Origin of the sequence: Citrobacter sp. wls717 (genome assembly GCF_005280955.1) — a bacterium.
Lineage (GTDB): Bacteria > Pseudomonadota > Gammaproteobacteria > Enterobacterales > Enterobacteriaceae > Citrobacter > Citrobacter werkmanii.
On sequence record NZ_SZWW01000038.1, the window covers coordinates 208,713 to 226,472 of the forward strand.

Below are 17,760 nucleotides of genomic sequence, written 5' to 3' on the forward strand. Positions count from 1 at the left end.
ATTATATTCCCAAATCTATATTTTATTATTTGAGAATATATAGCATGTTATATCTTATTCTAAGGAGGGTAATGATTAACTTGATGCTCAACGGCAGAAAGACACAAGATCGCTCCCACCGCGAGTGGCGCCCAAAGAGCTACCTGCAGAGCGCGCCTCATCTGGCTTCCCACCGAACGTTAAGGTTATAATCCTTACAACGATTTTATTGGATTAGAAGCGACGATGACAAAACTTACCCTACAGGAACAGATGCTTAAGGCCGGTCTGGTCAGCAGCAAAAAAATGGCAAAAGTGCAGAGAACGGCGAAAAAATCGCGCGTTCAGGCTCGTGAAGCCAGAGAAGCGGTGGAAGAGAATAAAAAAGCACAGGCCGAGCGTGATAAACAGCTCAGCGAGCAGCAAAAGCAGGCTGCGCTGTCTAAAGAGTATAAAGCGCAGATCAAACAACTTATTGAAATGAATAAAATCACCATTTCTCGTGGCGATATTGGTTACAACTTCACTGATAATAACCTAATCAAAAAAGTCTATGTTGATAAAGTGACCCAGTCGCAGTTAATCAAGGGCCGTCTGGCCATTGCGCGTCTGACGGCTGAAAGCAGCAGCGATAGCGAATATGCCATCATTCCGGCTGTCGTCGCCGATAAAATTGCCCAGCGCGATGCAAGCTATATTGTATTAAATTGCGAGCTTAGCCAGGAAGCGAAGGACGAAGACGATCCGTATGCTGATTTTGTCGTCCCTGATGATTTGATGTGGTAAGAAAAACAAACAGATAATTCAGACTTCCGTCGCGTATTTCGGTGAGCGCTCGCGCCGCCACCGAAATACTGTCAACGTCTCTTCTTCTGGAACCTCGCCACTAAAACTTATAGTGTTCTTTGCTCAGCCCGTATTTTCTCATGCGTAAATACAGTTTTTTACGCGGAATTTGTAAATACTCCGCCACTTCATTAATGCGTCCCTGATGAATATTTAACGCCTCGGTAATAATCTGCCGCTCGTACTCCTCCACCCGGCGATCGAGCGGCGTCGGTTCAGGCATATGCAGCTGCGGATTTGCGGTTTCAGCCAGCGGAAGTAGCCCAACAGCAAAAAGCTCAGCGGCGTTCGCCAGCTCCCGAACATTACTTAACCACACACGGCGCCGCATGCCTTTCAGGAGTTCCCCGTCAACGTCAGGTACCGGATGATTCAGGCGCAGACAGGCTTTCTGCAGATAATGGCGAAACAGGGGCTCAATATCATCGGGACGCTGTGATAACGGCTGACAAGCGATTTGCGTCATCGCGAAACAGTAATAGAGTTCGGCCACAATCTGGTTAGTTGCCGCCAGTTCCACCAGCGATGTGGCGCCAATGCCGATTAAGCGAAAAGGACGCCGCTCCTGGCTTTGCAGGTGCACCAGTTGGTGCTGCTGTTCACGCGTCAGGCATTCAATATGGCTCAGGACCAGCGTACCGCCCTGCGCCTGGGCAATAAGGTCATTGAGTTGTCCCGCATTGCCTGGCGTCAATTCACCGCGGATAAACGGTTCCTCGGTGCTGCGTCCAAGCTGATGCAAATAACGGGCTCCCGTCATACGCCCCGTTCCCGCCTCGCCATAAAACCAGACGGCAATATCCGTTTCCGCCAGCTGCTGCAGACGCTGGCGGTACTGATTGACCCATTCGCTGTAACCGATCAGCTCAACCTGCAGCTTTTGCTGACAATAATGGCGACGCGCAATCACCGATTTTCGCTGACGCAGCGCATCTTCTACCAACAACAGCAGTTTGCCGGGGTCGACCGGTTTTTGCAGAAAATCCCATGCCCCTTTTTTCACCGCTTCCACGGCCATCGGGACGTCGCCATGGCCGGTGATCAACAGGATCGGCAGCTGATTATCATCCTGATGAAACAACGTCATGAGATCGATTCCATTGCAGCCAGGCATACACACGTCGCTCAGGACAATCCCCGGCCAGTCGGCCTGTAGCCAATTTCGGGCGTCAAAAGGGTTACTGCATGCGTATACACGATAACCCTCCTGTTCAAGCAACAGCGTGTAAGCGTCGAGAACATCGGCATCGTCATCAATCAGCAAAACAGCATATTCATCACACAACATCGTTTACATCCGTCAGATTAAATTGCAGCACGACGCAGGCATTGCGCCCCGGCGTCGAGGCCAGGCGCAGCTCGCCGTTCATTTGCGTCATTAACGATACACAAATCGATAAACCAATACCGAGACCCACATCCTTACTGGTGGTAAACGGCTTTAATAGTGATGGCAACAACGCGCCTGGCCAGCCGGGGCCGTTATCACAGACTAAGACACATAATCGGTGGCCTTCAGCCTGCCAGTGAACCTCTATTTCCGCGGCAGCCGGACAGGCATCCAGCGCATTTGCCAGTATGTTTACCAGTACCTGCTGAATACGCACTTCATCACCTGCCACCCACACACTGTGAGCAGGAAGCGTCAGCGTGCCCTGCTGCTTATGGCGCATAGCCAGCAGTTCCCAGGCAGCAGTAAACGTTTGTCGTAGATCGACCGGATGTAAAGGCGCGCCCGGCTCAGCCCGGCGCGCAAACTGACGCAGCGAACGGATAATGGCATCGATGCGGGTAATCAGCCCCTCCGCTTTGGTTAACGTGCTTCTGGCCTGAGCGGATTGCCCCTGCTCAATTGCCCTTCCCGCCGTAAACAGGTACATCGACAGCGCATTCAGCGGTTGATTAATTTCGTGTGCCAGAGTGGTCATGGTCTGGCCGACCACCGCCAGTTTAGCCGTCTGGATCAGCTCATCCTGCGTCGCCCGGAGATCGGACTCAATCTCCTTACGCTCCGCCACTTCCTGCTCAAGCTGATTTTTTTGCGCATTCAACTGGCCCAGGGTATGGCGCAGCAGGCCCGCGATACGCCCCAATTCATCGCGCCCGTAAACCGGGATAGTGGCGTCCGTTCGCCCCAGACCGATTTGCACCACAGCCTGGTTGAGCGCGGTAAAACGCTTCACCAGCCGGGAACGAATGAAGTAGTGGTTAAGTCCCCAGGCGAGAAGGAGCGCCAGCAGCGTCGCCAACAGAATAAGTCCGCCGCTGACGCGAACAATTTGTTCCAGCCGCTGGTTAAACATCTGCATTTGCTGATGGCTACTTCCCAATTGCGCTTCAAGCAGTGTTCGAAAGCGCCCGAGTGTTGCCTCTCTGGCGTGGTTGGCATCAATGAGCGCTTTTTGCGCAGCGACATAATCGCGCATCGTATCAGGCATTTTATTTTTCATCATCCCGATTTCCAGCAGCTCATCAATGGTTTGCCGCAGGGTTATGGTACTGGGCCAGTCATCGAGGGTACGGATGTTTTCATCGGCGGTTTTCTTCAGATTCTCCAGGTAGCGGATATGGTTCTCCACCAGCATCCCGTCGTCGCTGCCCGATTTCAGTTCATTAAGCCTGTCGCGTAAATCATCGACGATCTGATTTTCAATTCTTGCCAGGGTGTAAACCTGCTGCTGCTCGTTTTGCACCTCTCTGGCACGTTTGAGATACAGCGCCGCATCGCCACTTTTTGCCTCGATTTGATCCAACAACGTCCCCTGTTGCCAGGTAAAATCCTGCACCAGTGAATTCAGCTCGGTGTTAAAATCATCGTGTAGCCAGTCGATGCGTGCGGAGAGTTCACTCACTTTTTCACGCACGAGGAACATGTTGTAGAGCACCCGGTCCAGTTCCGCCATCAACGCCCGGCTGTCCTGCAAAATCACCGCCAGCTGCTGTTGCTCTGCGGGTTGTAGCCCCCGGCTCAGAGTCTCGATTTTATCCAGATGCGAAATTATCTGATTGCGCAGTTGCAGCCTCACCGTCGTGTTGGGGGCCAGCAGGAATTCATTAAGTTGATCCACAACCAGGTTAAGATTCCCTTCAATCAAAAAAGCGGAATGCACGCGCGGGAAGTAATCATCAAGCGAATAGCGTATCTGCGAGCTCTGCTCATGCCATGAGTACAAACTGACGCAGCTTACGCTCAACGTCAGTAGTGCGCCCGTCAGAAAGGCTCCCCGCAGGCTGCTGCTGATGTTGAGCTGCCGCAGGCGTTGCAGTATCGATCCACCTTTCATTTTAATTCTTCCAGTTTTGCTATCGCCTGACGTTGATTTTTAAGAAACCACAGTTGCCATTCCATCATCTGCTGTTCGGCAAAGCTTTTGTTATCGAACTGAGCAAGCCAGGCCTCATCTTCACTACGCCTGGCATCTATCGGGACGCTGGTCAGTAAGGCTCTGATTTCGGGTAACGGGCGTTTAAGGCGCGCTTCCGCACTGTATAGCGCTCGCCAGGCATCTTTCAGTTGTGCGAGACGAAAACTGATGGCGGTATCAAACATCCGTTGCACCAGCCGCTGCCGCTTAAGGATCAGCCGATAATTAAGCGCAGGCTGATTCATCAACATAGCCTGTTGAGCGGCCCGTGGGTTATCTGGCGCGAGCTGGGTAACCGGATATTTTCCCGTATTCGCATCCGCAAGGATCCGCTGCCCTTCCGGACTTAATAAGTAGCGAATAAAACGACGCGCTTCACTGGCGTGCTGGCTGTTCTTGAGAACGGCGACATAGGTTGGCGACACTGCGGAGCGAGGAAAATAGGTAAAGGCCAGATGCGGATCATTGAGCAACAGATTGGCATAGTTATCAATGACCGGCCCGGCAACGCCAAGACCGCTCTTAATTTTGTCGGCGACGCCAAAACTGCGTGATGAAATCGTCACCAGATTACCCGCGCTCGCTAACAGCGTCGCCCAGCCCTCTTCCCACCCTTTTTGCTGCAACAGCGACTCAACCATCAGATGGTTGGTATCAGAACGTGACGGACTACTCATCAACAACGCATTCTGGTATTTCGGCTGCGTTAAATCCGCCCAGTCAGCGGGAGGAGAAAGGTGTCGCGCCGCCAGCGCGGAACGGTTAATTAGCAGGCCAAAGCCGGATATCGCCACCGCCACAGAGGTAGAACGAATAGACTCAGGCACCAGCCTCTGGCTTTCCGGCAGCGCATTATCAAAGGGCGCCAGCTTCTGATGCTCCTGAAGATGCTGTAACAGCATGGGCGATGAGGTCAAAATGAGATCAACGTTTTCCGCATTCGCGGTATCAAGCAGTTGTTCCAGCGAGCTGCTGGTCCGGTTTAACGTGCGAATCATCACCGATCCCGGCTGCGTCTGCCAGCGCTGGATAATCCAGGCCGTGGCACCGGGAGAAAAGGTTGTGGCCATCACCAGCTCTTTACTCAACGCCTGGCGACTCGCCAACAGCGACATGAAACAGAGCAAGATTGCCCAAAAACGCCGCCAACAGAAAAGTCTGTTTGTGATCCCGTTCATAAATACCAACATGTGCAAAAAATAATATTGAGACAAAACTTACCCGTTTATCACTACAGCAGAGAGGAATAAGGTTATTCGCAAGTTTACCAAACGGAAAGTGACTACATCAGCAAAGAATACCCGAAAATACAGTATGAATTTGTTAATATCCGCACATGCCAGCAATAAAAGTCCGCGCAAAAGAACAGAAATAAAATACCATTATTTAAAAAGAGTCAAAATCCGCCGCGCCACCCACAAAATGGGTCAATAATGACACATTTCATCGACTTGAGTTTCTCTTCTGCCTATTTCACTCTTCACCACGAAAACTCCTGATATTCACATCAATATAAATTTAGGTGATGATATGTTATCAATATTTAAGGCAGGGCCTGCGGCAAATAAAGTCCCGGCGGAGAAAGTCCAGGAAACTTATGGCCGCTATCGCATTCAGGCATTACTCAGCGTATTCCTGGGCTATCTTGCGTACTATATTGTGCGTAATAACTTCACGCTCTCAACGCCTTATCTGAAGGAGCATTTGGATCTCAGCGCCACGCAGATCGGTTTACTCAGCAGTTGCATGCTTATCGCCTATGGGATCAGTAAAGGCATTATGAGCAGCCTGGCAGACAAAGCCAGCCCCAAAGTCTTTATGGCATGCGGTTTGATTCTGTGCGCCATCGTCAACGTAGGTTTAGGGTTCAGTACCGGATTCTGGATTTTTGCCGCGCTGGTTGTCTTCAACGGCTTGTTCCAGGGGATGGGCGTCGGCCCTTCATTTATTACTATCGCCAACTGGTTTCCGCGTAAAGAACGTGGACGCGTTGGCGCATTCTGGAATATCTCACACAATGTCGGTGGTGGTATTGTTGCCCCGATCGTTGGTGCCGCCTTTGCCATTTTGGGAAGTGAACACTGGCAAAGCGCCAGCTATATTGTTCCGGCCGGCGTTGCCGTCCTGTTTGCATTTATCGTGCTGATGCTGGGGAAAGGTTCACCACGCCAGGAAGGTTTACCGGCTCTGGAACAAATGATGCCGGAAGAAAAAGTTGTATTAAATGCCCGACACGCTGTCCAGGCGCCAGAAAATATGAGCGCCTTCCAGATCTTCTGCACTTATGTCCTGCGTAATAAAAATGCCTGGTATGTTTCACTGGTAGATGTTTTTGTCTATATGGTACGTTTTGGCATGATTAGCTGGTTGCCAATTTATCTGTTAACCGAAAAACATTTCTCGAAAGAGGAAATGAGCGTCGCTTTTTTATTTTTCGAATGGGCGGCAATCCCTTCCACATTACTGGCGGGTTGGCTTACCGATAAACTGTTTAAAGGCCGTCGCATGCCATTGGCCATGATTTGTATGGCACTGATTTTCGTCTGTCTGATCGGCTACTGGAAAAGCGAATCGCTGTTGATGGTGACTATTTTTGCCGCCATCGTTGGCTGCCTGATTTATGTTCCTCAGTTCCTGGCCTCCGTTCAGACCATGGAAATCGTACCCAGCTTCGCAGTGGGTTCCGCAGTAGGATTGCGCGGATTTATGAGCTACATTTTTGGCGCGTCATTGGGCACCAGCCTGTTTGGCGTAATGGTCGACAAAATGGGATGGCATGGCGGTTTCTATCTGCTGATGGGGGGAATTGTCTGCTGCATCCTGTTCTGCTACCTCTCTCATCGCGGGGCGCTGGAACTTGAGCAACAGCGGAAAAATGCTCAGCAAGAAGAAGCATCACTCCAGTTGGCTGACGCCCGTTAATCGAGTTCAGTCTCGCAAAAAGTGCCAGCGTAGCTGCTAAATAAAAAACAGCTAAACGTGAAAATTCATTTCCAATCGTAACACGCCGGATTATTGCCTACCGTCCCCCACCATAAAGCGAATGATCAAACCGCATGTTGGGGCAAGAAAAAGGAATAATCCGGTTACCATTTCGTTACCATTAGTCAACCGCATAGTAAAAACGTAAATTAAGGCGGTGAGTATGACCATGCCGATAAAAGCGCTTATTGACGCCGCAGCGCCCATTACCTGCCAGATGTAGCAACTGACGCTCAGAATACTCAATGCGAGAAAGGTCCAAAAATAGAGCATAGCGATACCTCCTGTTTGCCATAAAACTTTACGTAAGTCCTTACACTCCCTTGTTTTTATATTCTAAGATAATTTCCATCAGTTCGCAATTTAAGCAACATTTACGTTACAAAAATCACTCATCTGCTTACTATTTAGATATACACCTGGAGTTTATTTATTCATCATAAAAACAATGAATTATAAATAGTCTTTTTTTTGTTCTTAATCGCCCCCAAAATATTTACGAAACTTGAGTAATTATTTCTGGCTGACATTAATCTTCGGGTGTACATTGTGCGTCCGATCATTCATGCCCCTCGTGGTTTTGTCCTGACTCAGTTTTACACTCTTTGCAGGAACCAATGTCGTTTATGGCGGCCTAACGATCTGTGCAGAGTGTAACGCGCCAGACCCAGCGTCTTCGCGATACATCTATTTCGTATCAACAACAGGTGCTTATGTTTCCCCAATGTAAATTTTCACGCGCGTTTTTACATCCGCGCTATTGGCTCACGTGGTTTGGCGTCGGTGTGCTCTGGTTACTGGTACAACTTCCCTATCCCGTATTATGTTTTCTTGGTACCCGTACAGGAACACTGGCTCGTCCATTTTTAAAGCGCCGTGAATCTATTGCACGTAAAAACCTCGAACTCTGTTTCCCCAATCTGTCGCAGGAAGAGAGAGACAAACTGGTCGATGAGAACTTCCATTCACTCGGCATGGGACTGCTTGAAACAGGTATGGCCTGGTTCTGGCCGGATCACCGCGTTCGCAAATGGTTTGATGTAGAAGGGTTGGACAACCTGAAACGCGCCCAGATGGAAGACCGTGGCGTGATGGTCGTAGGCGTACACTTTATGTCGCTCGAATTAGGTGGCCGCGTAATGGGGCTGTGCCAGCCGATGATGGCAACCTATCGCCCGCACAACAATAAGTTGATGGAGTGGATCCAAACCCGCGGTCGTATGCGTTCCAACAAAGCCATGATCGGCAGAAATAATCTGCGTGGCATTGTCGGCGCCCTGAAAAAAGGGGAAGCGGTATGGTTTGCTCCCGATCAGGACTACGGTCGTAAAGGAAGCTCGTTCGCGCCTTTCTTCGCCGTTAAAAACGTGGCAACCACCAATGGTACTTACGTGCTGTCACGCCTGTCGGGCGCAGCGATGCTGACCGTAACCATGGTGAGAAAAGCAGACAACTCAGGTTACCGCCTGTTTATCACACCACAAATGGAAGGTTACCCGGCAGATGAAAGCCAGGCTGCGGCTTATATGAATAAAATTATCGAAAAAGAGATCATGCGCGCGCCCGAGCAGTATCTCTGGATCCACCGTCGCTTCAAAACCCGCCCCATGGGTGAAGCCTCGTTATATATCTAACAAGAAAGGCCTTACGGCCTTTCTTTTTGTCTGTGGCTGAATTACTTAACGCCCCACTCGTTCTGTAGTTCAGCCATGCGCTCATTGTAGTTACGAGCAATACAGGCTGGTTTATCCTGCTCTTTCCAGCACTCGTTTCGTCCTTTAACCCAGCCGCGCTGCTCCGCTTTCAGCGTTGGGTTATTTTTCGATTTAACCAACGCCTGTTTGTAGACCCCGTTCAACTTAACATCCAGCGCGGAGAGTGATGGACTCTGGCAAATAACCTCTTCAATACTTCCCTTTGCCACCGCTGAGCAGGAGAAAGAAGGACCGCTGTGGGGCGATTTTTCCCCCGGAGCGTAGTCAATATTGTCTTCAGGCTGACAAATTCCGTGCTTACGATTTGGCCCTGACCATGAAACTTCCGGGTTGCCGTCATCTTTACGGGAGATGGAAAGCGTATTTTTGCCGCTTTTGGCTTCCCAGTAGTTTTCATTGAAGCTCTTTACGGTCGCCTTGGCACCGTCAATCCAAACGTTACCTTTACCATCACTATTCACACCACCAATACTTGCGCAGCTGAAATTAAACGCCAACGGTGAGGCCGCCATCGACGTCACTGGCGTAAGAACGAGTGCTAACATCATTAATCTGGTCATTTTTAACCTTTTCATTATTGAATTCCGCGAAAAATTAACCGCATTCATACTATGGTGATATGAGAATTCTCCGACTAATCATTACGTCGCTCAATAGCAATTTATTACCGGCAGAAATTAAACTGTCGCCGAATCACGACACTTGTAAGTTATTAAAATTAAATAGAAAAATGCCTCTTGTCTCACCTCATTTTTAGGCGTACATTAGCGCCGTCTGGAGCACTCAAGCTCAGAATTCTGAGGTGATGCCGCCAGGCAAACGAGGGATATTCTCCATTTCGTTTGTGCGTGCATCAGCTCTCTGTCAGGTAAGCATATGTTCATTCAGACGTACCCAGGTACGCGGAGAGATGAAAAGTGAAATATTTCTTTATGGGCATTTCTTTTATGGTCATCGTTTGGGCCGGTACGTTCGCCCTGATGATCTAAATAAAAGACGCAGCAAAAACAGGAGCCATCAGGCTCCTGTTTGCTTTTGGAGATCTCACGAACGGTTAGTCGGTACTTTCAATAGCCGATTTCGCACTGGCAGGCAGTAAGCCATCTGCGCGGAACATCGCTTTAATGCCGCGGATCGCCTGGCGGGTACGGTCACGGTTTTCAATTAACGCAAAACGCACGTGCGTATCGCCATAATCACCAAAGCCAATCCCCGGCGAAACGCATACTTTCGCTTCGTTCAGCAGTTTCTTGGCAAACTCAAGTGAGCCCATCGCGGCATATTGCTCAGGAATTTTCGCCCAAACGTACATTGAAGCCTTTGGCATCTCGACCATCCAACCGGCCTCATGCAGCCCTTTAACCAGTACATCGCGACGGCGTTTATACTGCTCGGCAATATCCCGTACGCATTGCTGATCGCCTTCCAGCGCCGCGATTGCCGCAACCTGCAACGGTGTAAACGTCCCGTAATCGTGATAACTCTTGATGCGTGCCAGCGCGTTGACCAGCGTTTTATTGCCAACCATAAAACCGATACGCCAGCCCGCCATGTTGTAGCTTTTCGACAGGGTGAAAAATTCAACCGCGACATCACGAGCGCCAGGTACTTGCATAATCGATGGCGCTTTCCAGCCATCGTAAACGATATCGGCATAGGCGAGATCGTGAACCACCAGCACGTCATAGCGTTTAGCCAGCGCGACGACTTTTTCGAAAAATTCCAGCTCGACGCACTGTGCTGTCGGGTTGGATGGGAAACCTAAGATCATCATCTTCGGTTTCGGGTAGCTTTCACGGATCGCGCGTTCCAGCTCATTAAAGAAATCGACACCTTCAACCAGCGGCACTGACCGTACCTGCGCCCCGGCAATCACCGCGCCATAAATATGGATCGGATAGCTCGGGTTGGGTACGAGAACCGTATCACCATGATCGAGCGTTGCCAGCATCAGGTGCGCCAGTCCCTCTTTGGAACCAATAGTCACAATCGCTTCGGATTCGGGATCAATTTCAACGTCATAGCGTTCCTGATACCAGCGGGAAATCGCCCGACGCAGACGCGGAATGCCGCGAGACGTGGAATAGCCATGCGTGTCCGGGCGCTGCGCCACGGTACACAGTTTTTCAACAATGTGAGGAGGCGTGGCCCCATCCGGGTTCCCCATACTGAAATCGATAATATCTTCGCCGCGCCGACGCGCAGCCATCTTCAGTTCAGCGGTAATGTTAAAAACGTAAGGGGGAAGGCGATCAATACGCGTAAAGCGACGTTCAGGGCGGGAGTCAGCCATAATATCCTCAGATTAACGTTAGCGCCCGGACCGTCCGAGCGACGCTGCCACGATGGTGGCACGTTTAGAAAATAGCCTGAATAATTTCCTTCTGTCGAGAGGCAAAACAAAATATTTTTTTCGACACAAATGAGGAACAGGAAAAAAAATGAGGAAATATTCATTTTCACACACCGCTAAAAATTACCATCATTTAACATTTTGTTGTTGAAAACATTACCTTGATCTTTGCGCTTAGAAGACAGGTATTGTAAATACAACAACAATGCAACAATCCCCTTTTAATATTAAGGTTTTTCCTCATTAGCCGCAGGCTGCGCGGGCGCTGGTCATCCAGACTCAGGTTGCCTATCATAGAGGTTTAACCCCTGCGCAAGAGTCACCCGTGCACGAAATATTTAATATGCTGCTGGCGGTATTTGACCGGGCAGCGCTGATGCTGTTTTGTCTGTTTTTCCTGATTCGTATCCGCCTGTTTCGCGAACTGTTGCACAAGTCAGCTCACTCCCCGAAAGAGTTGCTCGCCGTCACCGCGATTTTCTCGATGTTTGCCTTGTTCAGTACCTGGTCCGGCGTACCGGTTGAAGGCTCACTGGTAAACGTACGTATTATCGCGGTCATGTCAGGGGGAATTTTATTCGGTCCGTGGGTCGGCATCATTACGGGACTCATCGCCGGCACCCACCGCTACCTGATTGATATTGGCGGCGTAACCGCCCTACCCTGCTTTATTACCAGTATTCTGGCAGGCTGCATTGCCGGGTGGATCAACCGTAAAATCCCCAAAGCACAACACTGGCGCGCAGGTATTTTAGGCGGAATGCTGTGCGAATCCCTGACCATGATCCTCGTCGTTGCCTGGGCGCCTACGACCGCGCTGGGGCTGGATATCGTCTCGAAAATCGGTATCCCGATGATCCTGGGCAGCGTCTGTATTGGTTTTATCGTCATGCTGGTTCAAAGCGTGGAGGGCGAGAAAGAAGCCAGCGCCGCGAAACAGGCCAAGCTGGCACTGGATATCGCCAACAAAACCCTGCCGCTTTTCCGTCACGTCAACAGCGAGTCGCTCCGCCAGGTGTGTGAAATTATTCGCCATGACATCCATGCAGACGCCGTCGCGATTACCAATACCCAGCACGTTCTGGCCTACGTTGGCGTGGGTGAACTGAATTACCGCGATAACGATGACTTCGTCAGCCCGACCACGCGACAGGCGATCAATTACGGAAAAATCATCATAAAAAACAATGATGAAGCACATCGAACACCGGAAATACACTCCATGCTGGTGATCCCGCTTTGGGAGAAAGGCGTTGTCACCGGCACGCTGAAGATCTACTACTGTCACGCTCACCAGATCACCTCCTCGCTACAGGAAATGGCCATCGGCCTGTCGCAAATTATCTCGACTCAGCTTGAGGTTTCTCGGGCGGAACAGCTACGCGAAATGGCAAATAAGGCAGAACTGCGGGCACTGCAGAGTAAAATAAATCCCCATTTCCTGTTTAACGCCCTGAACGCTATTTCGTCGTCGGTGCGACTTAACCCGGACACCGCGCGCCAGCTCATTTTTAATTTGTCGCGTTATCTTCGCTATAATATTGAATTAAAAGATGATGAGCAGATCGACATCAAGAAAGAGCTGTACCAAATCAAGGATTACATCGCCATCGAACAGGCCCGTTTTGGCGACAAGCTGACGGTTATTTATGATATTGATGAAGAGGTAAGCTGTTATATTCCCAGCCTGCTGATTCAGCCGCTTGTCGAGAACGCCATTGTTCATGGTATTCAACCCTGCAAAGGGAAAGGCGTGGTGACCATCAGCGTTGCAGAGTGCGGAAATCGGGTACGAATTGCCGTGCGGGACACCGGTCATGGGATCGATCCGAAAGTGATTGAGCGGGTCGAATCCAATGAAATGCCGGGTAATAAAATTGGCCTGTTGAATGTCCATCATCGCGTTAAGCTGCTCTATGGCGAAGGATTACTGATCCGCCGTCTGGAGCCGGGCACAGAGATTGCCTTTTATGTGCCTAATCAGCACTCGCCCGCAGCCGCACCGGCCACATTATTGCTTTAACCAGGAGTGAAGTCGTGAAAGTCATCATTGTCGAAGATGAATTCCTGGCCCAACAGGAACTAAGCTGGCTGATAAAAGAGCACAGCCAGATGGAGATTGTCGGCACATTTGACGACGGTCTTGACGTGCTGAAATATCTCCAGCACAACCGCGTTGACGCTATTTTTCTGGATATCAATATTCCCTCGCTGGATGGTGTACTGTTGGCGCAAAACATCAGCCAGTTCGCGCATAAGCCCTTTATTGTGTTTATTACCGCGTGGAAAGAGCACGCTGTTGAAGCTTTCGAACTGGAAGCTTTTGACTATATTCTGAAACCGTATCAGGAATCGCGCATTGTCGGCATGCTGCAAAAGCTGGAGGCCGCCTGGCAACAGCAGCAAGCGGGAACCTCGCCAGCCAGCCCGATGATCCGTGAAAACGATACGATCAACCTGATCAAAGATGAGCGGATCATCGTAACCCCGATCAACGACATCTACTACGCTGAAGCCCATGAAAAGATGACCTTCGTCTATACCCGGCGCGAGTCGTATGTGATGCCAATGAACATCACCGAATTTTGCAGCAAACTGCCTGCTTCGCATTTCTTCCGCTGCCACCGCTCATTCTGTGTCAATTTGAATAAAATTCGCGAGATCGAACCCTGGTTTAACAACACCTACATTCTGCGCTTAAAAGACCTGGAATTTGAAATCCCGGTGAGTCGGAGTAAAGTGAAAGAGTTCAGACAGTTAATGCACTTATAGCGCAGAGAAAGAGCAATGAAAGAGCCAGGCCTACCCGCCGACCAACAGTTTTTTGCCGATCTGTTCAGCGGCCTGGTGTTAAATCCGCAGCGTCTGGGGCGCGTATGGTTCGCTACGCCGCGAACCACATTACCGACCGGCAGTTTATGTATTGACCTGCCCCGCCTGGATATCGTGCTGCGCGGAGAGTACAGCAACCAACTGGAAAAGCAGCAGCACAGCCTGGCGGAAGGCGACATGTTGTTCATCCCGGCGAAAGCGGCGAATTTACCAGGCAACGATAAACCGGTGATGCTCTTGAGCCTGGTATTTTCTCCGGCCTGGCTGGGCCTCTCTTTTTACGACAACCGAACCGCATCGCTGTTGCGTCCCGTACGTCGCATTGAGTTACCACATCCGCAGCGCGGTGAAGGCGAGGCGATGCTTACCGCATTGACCCATTTAAGCCGCTCACCTCAGGCCCAGGATATTATTCAACCGCTGGTGCTTAGCCTGCTGCACCTGTGCCGCAGCGAGGTCAACACCCGGCCTGATATAGCGCGCCCGCGCTCTGAATTTCTCTATCACAGCATATGTAATTGGGTTCAGGACAACTATGCCCAATCGCTGAGCCGGGACAACGTAGCGCAGTTTTTTAATATCACGCCGAATCACTTATCAAAAATATTTACCCAGCATGGCACCATGGGATTTGTCGAGTACGTGCGGTGGGTGAGAATGGCGAAGGCGCGCATCATCTTACAGAAATATCATCTGTCGATTAGCGAAGTCGCACAGCGTTGCGGGTATCAGGACAGTGATTATTTTTGCCGCCTGTTCCGCCGTCAGTTTGGACTGACGCCGGGCGAGTACGGCGCGCGTTTCCAGTCAGCACGTTGATTGAGACAACACCAACGCGTTAGTCATATCCACTTGTATCGTTGTAAAATAATGCCCCTTCGCACATAACGTGCAGGCTGACTCAACAAAGTGAATATTCGATGAAAAACAGACGTGCACTTTCCCTGATGTGTCTTCAGATGCTGGAATCAGGTGCGGATCGTCGGACCGTGAAAAGAGCGCTCACCGCCCGACGCGTAAAAGGTCGCCAGGCGGTGGTACTGCTCTGCAAACAAGAGATGACGTTATTAAGGGCCGGGAAACTGCCGATTCAACACACCATAAATTAATAATTTCTCTATCAGAAGCGTTTACGCAGCCTGCAAGCGCCTCGCTGCAGGCTGGAAAGCGTTCCTCTCTGTAGAATTTAAAACGTCAGTTCCGCCTCCAGCAGCGCCAGAATGCTTTCGGCATCGGTAGCGGCAAACAACGACTGGCGGAACTGCTTGTTCACCAGCTTACGCGCCAGCTGCGAGAAGACCTTCACGTGGTTAATGCCTTCATCGGCGCCTAGCGTCAGCATGATCACCAGTTCAACGTCGCCCATCTCGGACTGCCAGTCTATCGGCTGAGCAAGCCGGGCAATACTGATACTGGAATGGCTGATCCACTGGGATTTAGTATGTGGGATAGCAACCCCGAAACCTACGGCGGTAGTGACTATCTCTTCACGCTGCCAGACATCTTCCTCCAGCTCAAACGGATGTTCGGTGCGTCCATTTACCCCAAGATTGCCACATAAGAACTGGATCGCCTGCTCTTTGTTGGTAAGGGGCTCACCAACAAAAATATTCTCCAGCGCCAGTAGCGGCCGCACCTCTTTCTGTGGCGCAAACTGGTTCAGCAGATCTTCAATCTCCTGAGCGCTGCGACACTCGCAGGCCTGTATAGCGAGTTCGCGACACGCCTGGCAGTCCAGTTGACGAAGCTGGCTTTTTACTGCCGGAATCCGTGGGCTGCTCATACTTAGTTCGTCAAGCCCTAAGCCCAACAGCAGCGGCAAGTAACGTCCTTCGCCGCCCAGTTCTCCGCAAATGCCCACCCATTTACCACGTTCGTGCGCCACGCGAACAATCTGCTGCAACATCCGCAAGAACGAGGGCGTAATCGGGTTGTACAGTGGCGACACGCGAGGATTATTGCGATCGACAGCGTACAGATACTGAGTCATGTCATTGGAACCAATGCTGAAGAAATCCACCTCGTCGCAGAAGTGGTCGATGATGTAACACACCGAAGGTACTTCAACCATAATACCCAATGAAATTGTCGGAGCATGACGTAAACCCTCCGCTTTCAGCTCCACCAGCGCTTTTTGCAATTCGCTTTTTACCCATAAAATCTGGTCGAGGCTGTGCACCATCGGGATCATCAACTGCGCATTACCGAAGGTCGCCGCGCGTAAAATGGCGCGCAACTGCGTGCGAAACAGTCCGGCAAACTCAGGATAAATCCGCACCGCACGATAGCCCAGGAATGGGTTCTCTTCTTGCGGAATATTGAGATAGCGGATGTTCTTATCGCCACCAATATCCATCGTGCGAAAGATAACCGGCTTGTCGCCTGCGGCCAACAATACCTGCTGGTAGGCCTCAAACTGTTCCTGCTCGTCGGGAGCGCTGTCGCGATCCATAAACAGCATTTCTGTGCGAAACAACCCGATCCCTTCCGCGCCATTGGCAAACGCTCCCGGCGCTTCCAGCGCGGTGCCAATATTCGCTGCGACGTCAATTCGTTGATTGTCTTTGGTTAACGCGGGCTGGGCGGCGTCAAGCGCTTGCCGACGCTGGCATTCGTCAGCCAGCTTCTGCGCAATCGCATAGTAGCCGCGAACCGCCTCGTCTGGATTAATGGCCAGGACCCCACATCGGGCATCCAGGACTGCGGGTTGCCCGGCATAGCGGCTAATCGCTGCCAGCGGCAAGCCGCTAAGCACCGGAATCGCCGACGCCCGAGCGAGGATCAGCGTATGCGAGGTGCGCCCTGTTTTCTCAAGGATCATGCCTGACAGATGCTGCAAATCGAGGCCCAAAAACTGGCTGGGCGTCAGATCTTCAGCCACCAGAATCGTTGGTTTTTCCAGCACCAGCGCATGGCGTGGCCGCTTTTCAGGCCAGGTGATGTGCAGCAATTGTTCACTGATATCACGGATGTCGCTGACGCGTTCACGCAGGTAATCGCTGCCGGAAGCCGACAGCTTGTCGCATACTTGCTCCATATTGGTAATAATCGCCGCCCCCAGCCCCAGATGCTGCTCCAGCATTAAGTGGCGAATATTCCCGGCAAACTCGTCGTCCTGAATCAGAGACAGATGCGCGCTGAGAATGGTTTTACTCTCACCATCGCGCTCACGCAGTTGCTGATTGAGCAGCTCCGCCAGCGTCGCCAGACTGTGCTCCAGCCTGGCGTTGTCTTCCGCACTCGCCGCAATCGCGCGATAGCTCTCCAGATTATCACTCTGCCACAGCGTGAGCTGACCTGCCCCCACGCCGCCTGCCAGCACGGTGCCATACAGTAAATCCGGATTGAGTCGAATCAGCGAACGCGGCAACGGATGCGCCGCCAGTTCCGCCGCTCCTGGCTGAACGCTGTCGCTGTCGATAAACCGCTGCTGAATGTACTCCTCCAGCACCCGCCTGGCCTGCTCTTCATCCTGACCGGTGATGGTTAAGCTACAGCTGTCATTAAACAGCGTCCCGGTGCCAATCAGCGCCAGCGAGCTTTTCGCATCCGCTTTGGCGTTTTGACGATGGTTGAAAAACATCACCTCACTTTGCCACTGGCTGCACTGCTCTTTCAGCTCCCATGCTGGACGCGCATGCAGTCCATTGGGTAACGGGCAAAGAAATTGAATCGTTAGCATAACAAC

At 51.1% G+C, this 17,760-nt stretch carries 15 protein-coding genes; 8 read left to right on the top strand and 7 right to left on the bottom strand.

What is annotated here, in order from left to right; genetic code table 11:
- The first annotated feature begins 225 nt into the window (after positions 1-225).
- On the top strand, positions 226-765 hold the full coding sequence (locus tag FDX09_RS19245) for a DUF2058 domain-containing protein (protein ID WP_038642407.1): 540 nt from the start codon (positions 226-228) through the stop codon (positions 763-765).
- Positions 766-865: 100 nt separating this feature from the next.
- On the opposite strand, the gene pgtA is transcribed toward FDX09_RS19245, so the two are convergent.
- Genes pgtA through pgtC form a run of 3 tightly spaced genes read right to left on the bottom strand, consistent with a single transcriptional unit; the run spans position 866 to position 5,299 of the window.
- Complete coding sequence (gene pgtA, locus FDX09_RS19250; protein WP_038642409.1) at positions 866-2,113, bottom strand: two-component system response regulator PgtA; 1,248 nt, start codon at positions 2,111-2,113, stop codon at positions 866-868.
- Positions 2,103-4,094, bottom strand: coding sequence for a two-component system sensor histidine kinase PgtB (gene pgtB, locus FDX09_RS19255; RefSeq protein ID WP_170973253.1), 1,992 nt, complete (start codon positions 4,092-4,094; stop codon positions 2,103-2,105). The genes pgtA and pgtB overlap by 11 nt, the downstream gene beginning before the upstream one ends.
- 11 nt (positions 4,095-4,105) lie before the next feature.
- Positions 4,106-5,299 (bottom strand): phosphoglycerate transport regulator PgtC, encoded by a 1,194-nt coding sequence (pgtC, locus tag FDX09_RS19260; protein WP_121530023.1) that lies wholly within the window; start codon positions 5,297-5,299, stop codon positions 4,106-4,108.
- 421 nt (positions 5,300-5,720) lie between these two features.
- Between pgtC and pgtP the strand changes: the two genes are divergently transcribed.
- Positions 5,721-7,112, top strand: coding sequence for a phosphoglycerate transporter PgtP (pgtP, locus tag FDX09_RS19265; protein ID WP_038642412.1), 1,392 nt, complete (start codon positions 5,721-5,723; stop codon positions 7,110-7,112).
- 90 nt (positions 7,113-7,202) lie between these two features.
- On the opposite strand, the gene FDX09_RS19270 is transcribed toward pgtP, so the two are convergent.
- Positions 7,203-7,445 (bottom strand): DUF2545 family protein, encoded by a 243-nt coding sequence (locus FDX09_RS19270; protein WP_038642414.1) that lies wholly within the window; start codon positions 7,443-7,445, stop codon positions 7,203-7,205.
- Between the two features lie 440 nt (positions 7,446-7,885).
- Between FDX09_RS19270 and lpxP the strand changes: the two genes are divergently transcribed.
- Positions 7,886-8,806 (top strand): kdo(2)-lipid IV(A) palmitoleoyltransferase, encoded by a 921-nt coding sequence (lpxP, locus tag FDX09_RS19275; RefSeq protein WP_085047788.1) that lies wholly within the window; start codon positions 7,886-7,888, stop codon positions 8,804-8,806.
- Between the two features lie 41 nt (positions 8,807-8,847).
- On the opposite strand, the gene FDX09_RS19280 is transcribed toward lpxP, so the two are convergent.
- On the bottom strand, positions 8,848-9,462 hold the full coding sequence (locus FDX09_RS19280; RefSeq protein WP_137347722.1) for a lysozyme inhibitor LprI family protein: 615 nt from the start codon (positions 9,460-9,462) through the stop codon (positions 8,848-8,850).
- Positions 9,463-9,804: 342 nt separating this feature from the next.
- Here FDX09_RS19280 and ypdK point away from each other — a divergent pair, with 342 nt between their 5' ends.
- On the top strand, positions 9,805-9,876 hold the full coding sequence (ypdK, locus tag FDX09_RS19285) for a membrane protein YpdK (RefSeq protein ID WP_010723117.1): 72 nt from the start codon (positions 9,805-9,807) through the stop codon (positions 9,874-9,876).
- A gap of 65 nt (positions 9,877-9,941) precedes the next feature.
- On the opposite strand, the gene alaC is transcribed toward ypdK, so the two are convergent.
- The gene (gene alaC / locus FDX09_RS19290) at positions 9,942-11,180 is read right to left on the bottom strand and encodes an alanine transaminase (RefSeq protein WP_042306985.1); all 1,239 of its coding nucleotides are present in this window, start codon (positions 11,178-11,180) and stop codon (positions 9,942-9,944) included.
- A 385-nt stretch (positions 11,181-11,565) separates the two neighbouring features.
- On the opposite strand from alaC, the gene FDX09_RS19295 reads away from it, so the two are divergent.
- From FDX09_RS19295 to FDX09_RS19310, 4 genes are all read left to right on the top strand, one after another.
- A complete protein-coding gene (locus FDX09_RS19295) occupies positions 11,566-13,263 on the top strand; it encodes a sensor histidine kinase (RefSeq protein ID WP_071888159.1) in 1,698 nt (565 codons plus the stop codon).
- Between the two features lie 14 nt (positions 13,264-13,277).
- Positions 13,278-14,012, top strand: a complete 735-nt coding sequence (gene ypdB / locus FDX09_RS19300) for a two-component system response regulator YpdB (protein ID WP_137347723.1) — start codon at positions 13,278-13,280, stop codon at positions 14,010-14,012.
- 15 nt (positions 14,013-14,027) lie between these two features.
- Positions 14,028-14,891 carry an AraC family transcriptional regulator gene (locus FDX09_RS19305; RefSeq protein WP_137347724.1) on the top strand — a complete coding sequence of 288 codons (864 nt, stop codon included), beginning with the start codon at positions 14,028-14,030 and terminating at the stop codon, positions 14,889-14,891.
- A gap of 101 nt (positions 14,892-14,992) precedes the next feature.
- Positions 14,993-15,181 carry a hypothetical protein gene (locus tag FDX09_RS19310; RefSeq protein ID WP_071888160.1) on the top strand — a complete coding sequence of 63 codons (189 nt, stop codon included), beginning with the start codon at positions 14,993-14,995 and terminating at the stop codon, positions 15,179-15,181.
- A gap of 77 nt (positions 15,182-15,258) precedes the next feature.
- Here the strand turns inward: FDX09_RS19310 and ptsP are convergent, their stop codons facing one another.
- Positions 15,259-17,754: a phosphoenolpyruvate--protein phosphotransferase gene (gene ptsP, locus FDX09_RS19315; protein WP_137347725.1), complete on the bottom strand. Its 2,496-nt coding sequence runs from the start codon at positions 17,752-17,754 to the stop codon at positions 15,259-15,261.
- Between the last annotated feature and the right edge of the window lie 6 nt (positions 17,755-17,760).

Coding starts and splice junctions, on each gene's coding strand:
- FDX09_RS19305 (WP_137347724.1), top strand. CDS start 14,028: ATGAAAGAGCCAGGCCTACCCGCCGACCAACAGTTTTTTGCCGATCTG.
- FDX09_RS19280 (WP_137347722.1), bottom strand. CDS start 9,462: ATGAAAAGGTTAAAAATGACCAGATTAATGATGTTAGCACTCGTTCTT.
- pgtA (WP_038642409.1), bottom strand. CDS start 2,113: ATGTTGTGTGATGAATATGCTGTTTTGCTGATTGATGACGATGCCGAT.
- ptsP (WP_137347725.1), bottom strand. CDS start 17,754: ATGCTAACGATTCAATTTCTTTGCCCGTTACCCAATGGACTGCATGCG.
- lpxP (WP_085047788.1), top strand. CDS start 7,886: ATGTTTCCCCAATGTAAATTTTCACGCGCGTTTTTACATCCGCGCTAT.
- FDX09_RS19270 (WP_038642414.1), bottom strand. CDS start 7,445: ATGCTCTATTTTTGGACCTTTCTCGCATTGAGTATTCTGAGCGTCAGT.
- alaC (WP_042306985.1), bottom strand. CDS start 11,180: ATGGCTGACTCCCGCCCTGAACGTCGCTTTACGCGTATTGATCGCCTT.
- FDX09_RS19310 (WP_071888160.1), top strand. CDS start 14,993: ATGAAAAACAGACGTGCACTTTCCCTGATGTGTCTTCAGATGCTGGAA.
- pgtP (WP_038642412.1), top strand. CDS start 5,721: ATGTTATCAATATTTAAGGCAGGGCCTGCGGCAAATAAAGTCCCGGCG.
- FDX09_RS19245 (WP_038642407.1), top strand. CDS start 226: ATGACAAAACTTACCCTACAGGAACAGATGCTTAAGGCCGGTCTGGTC.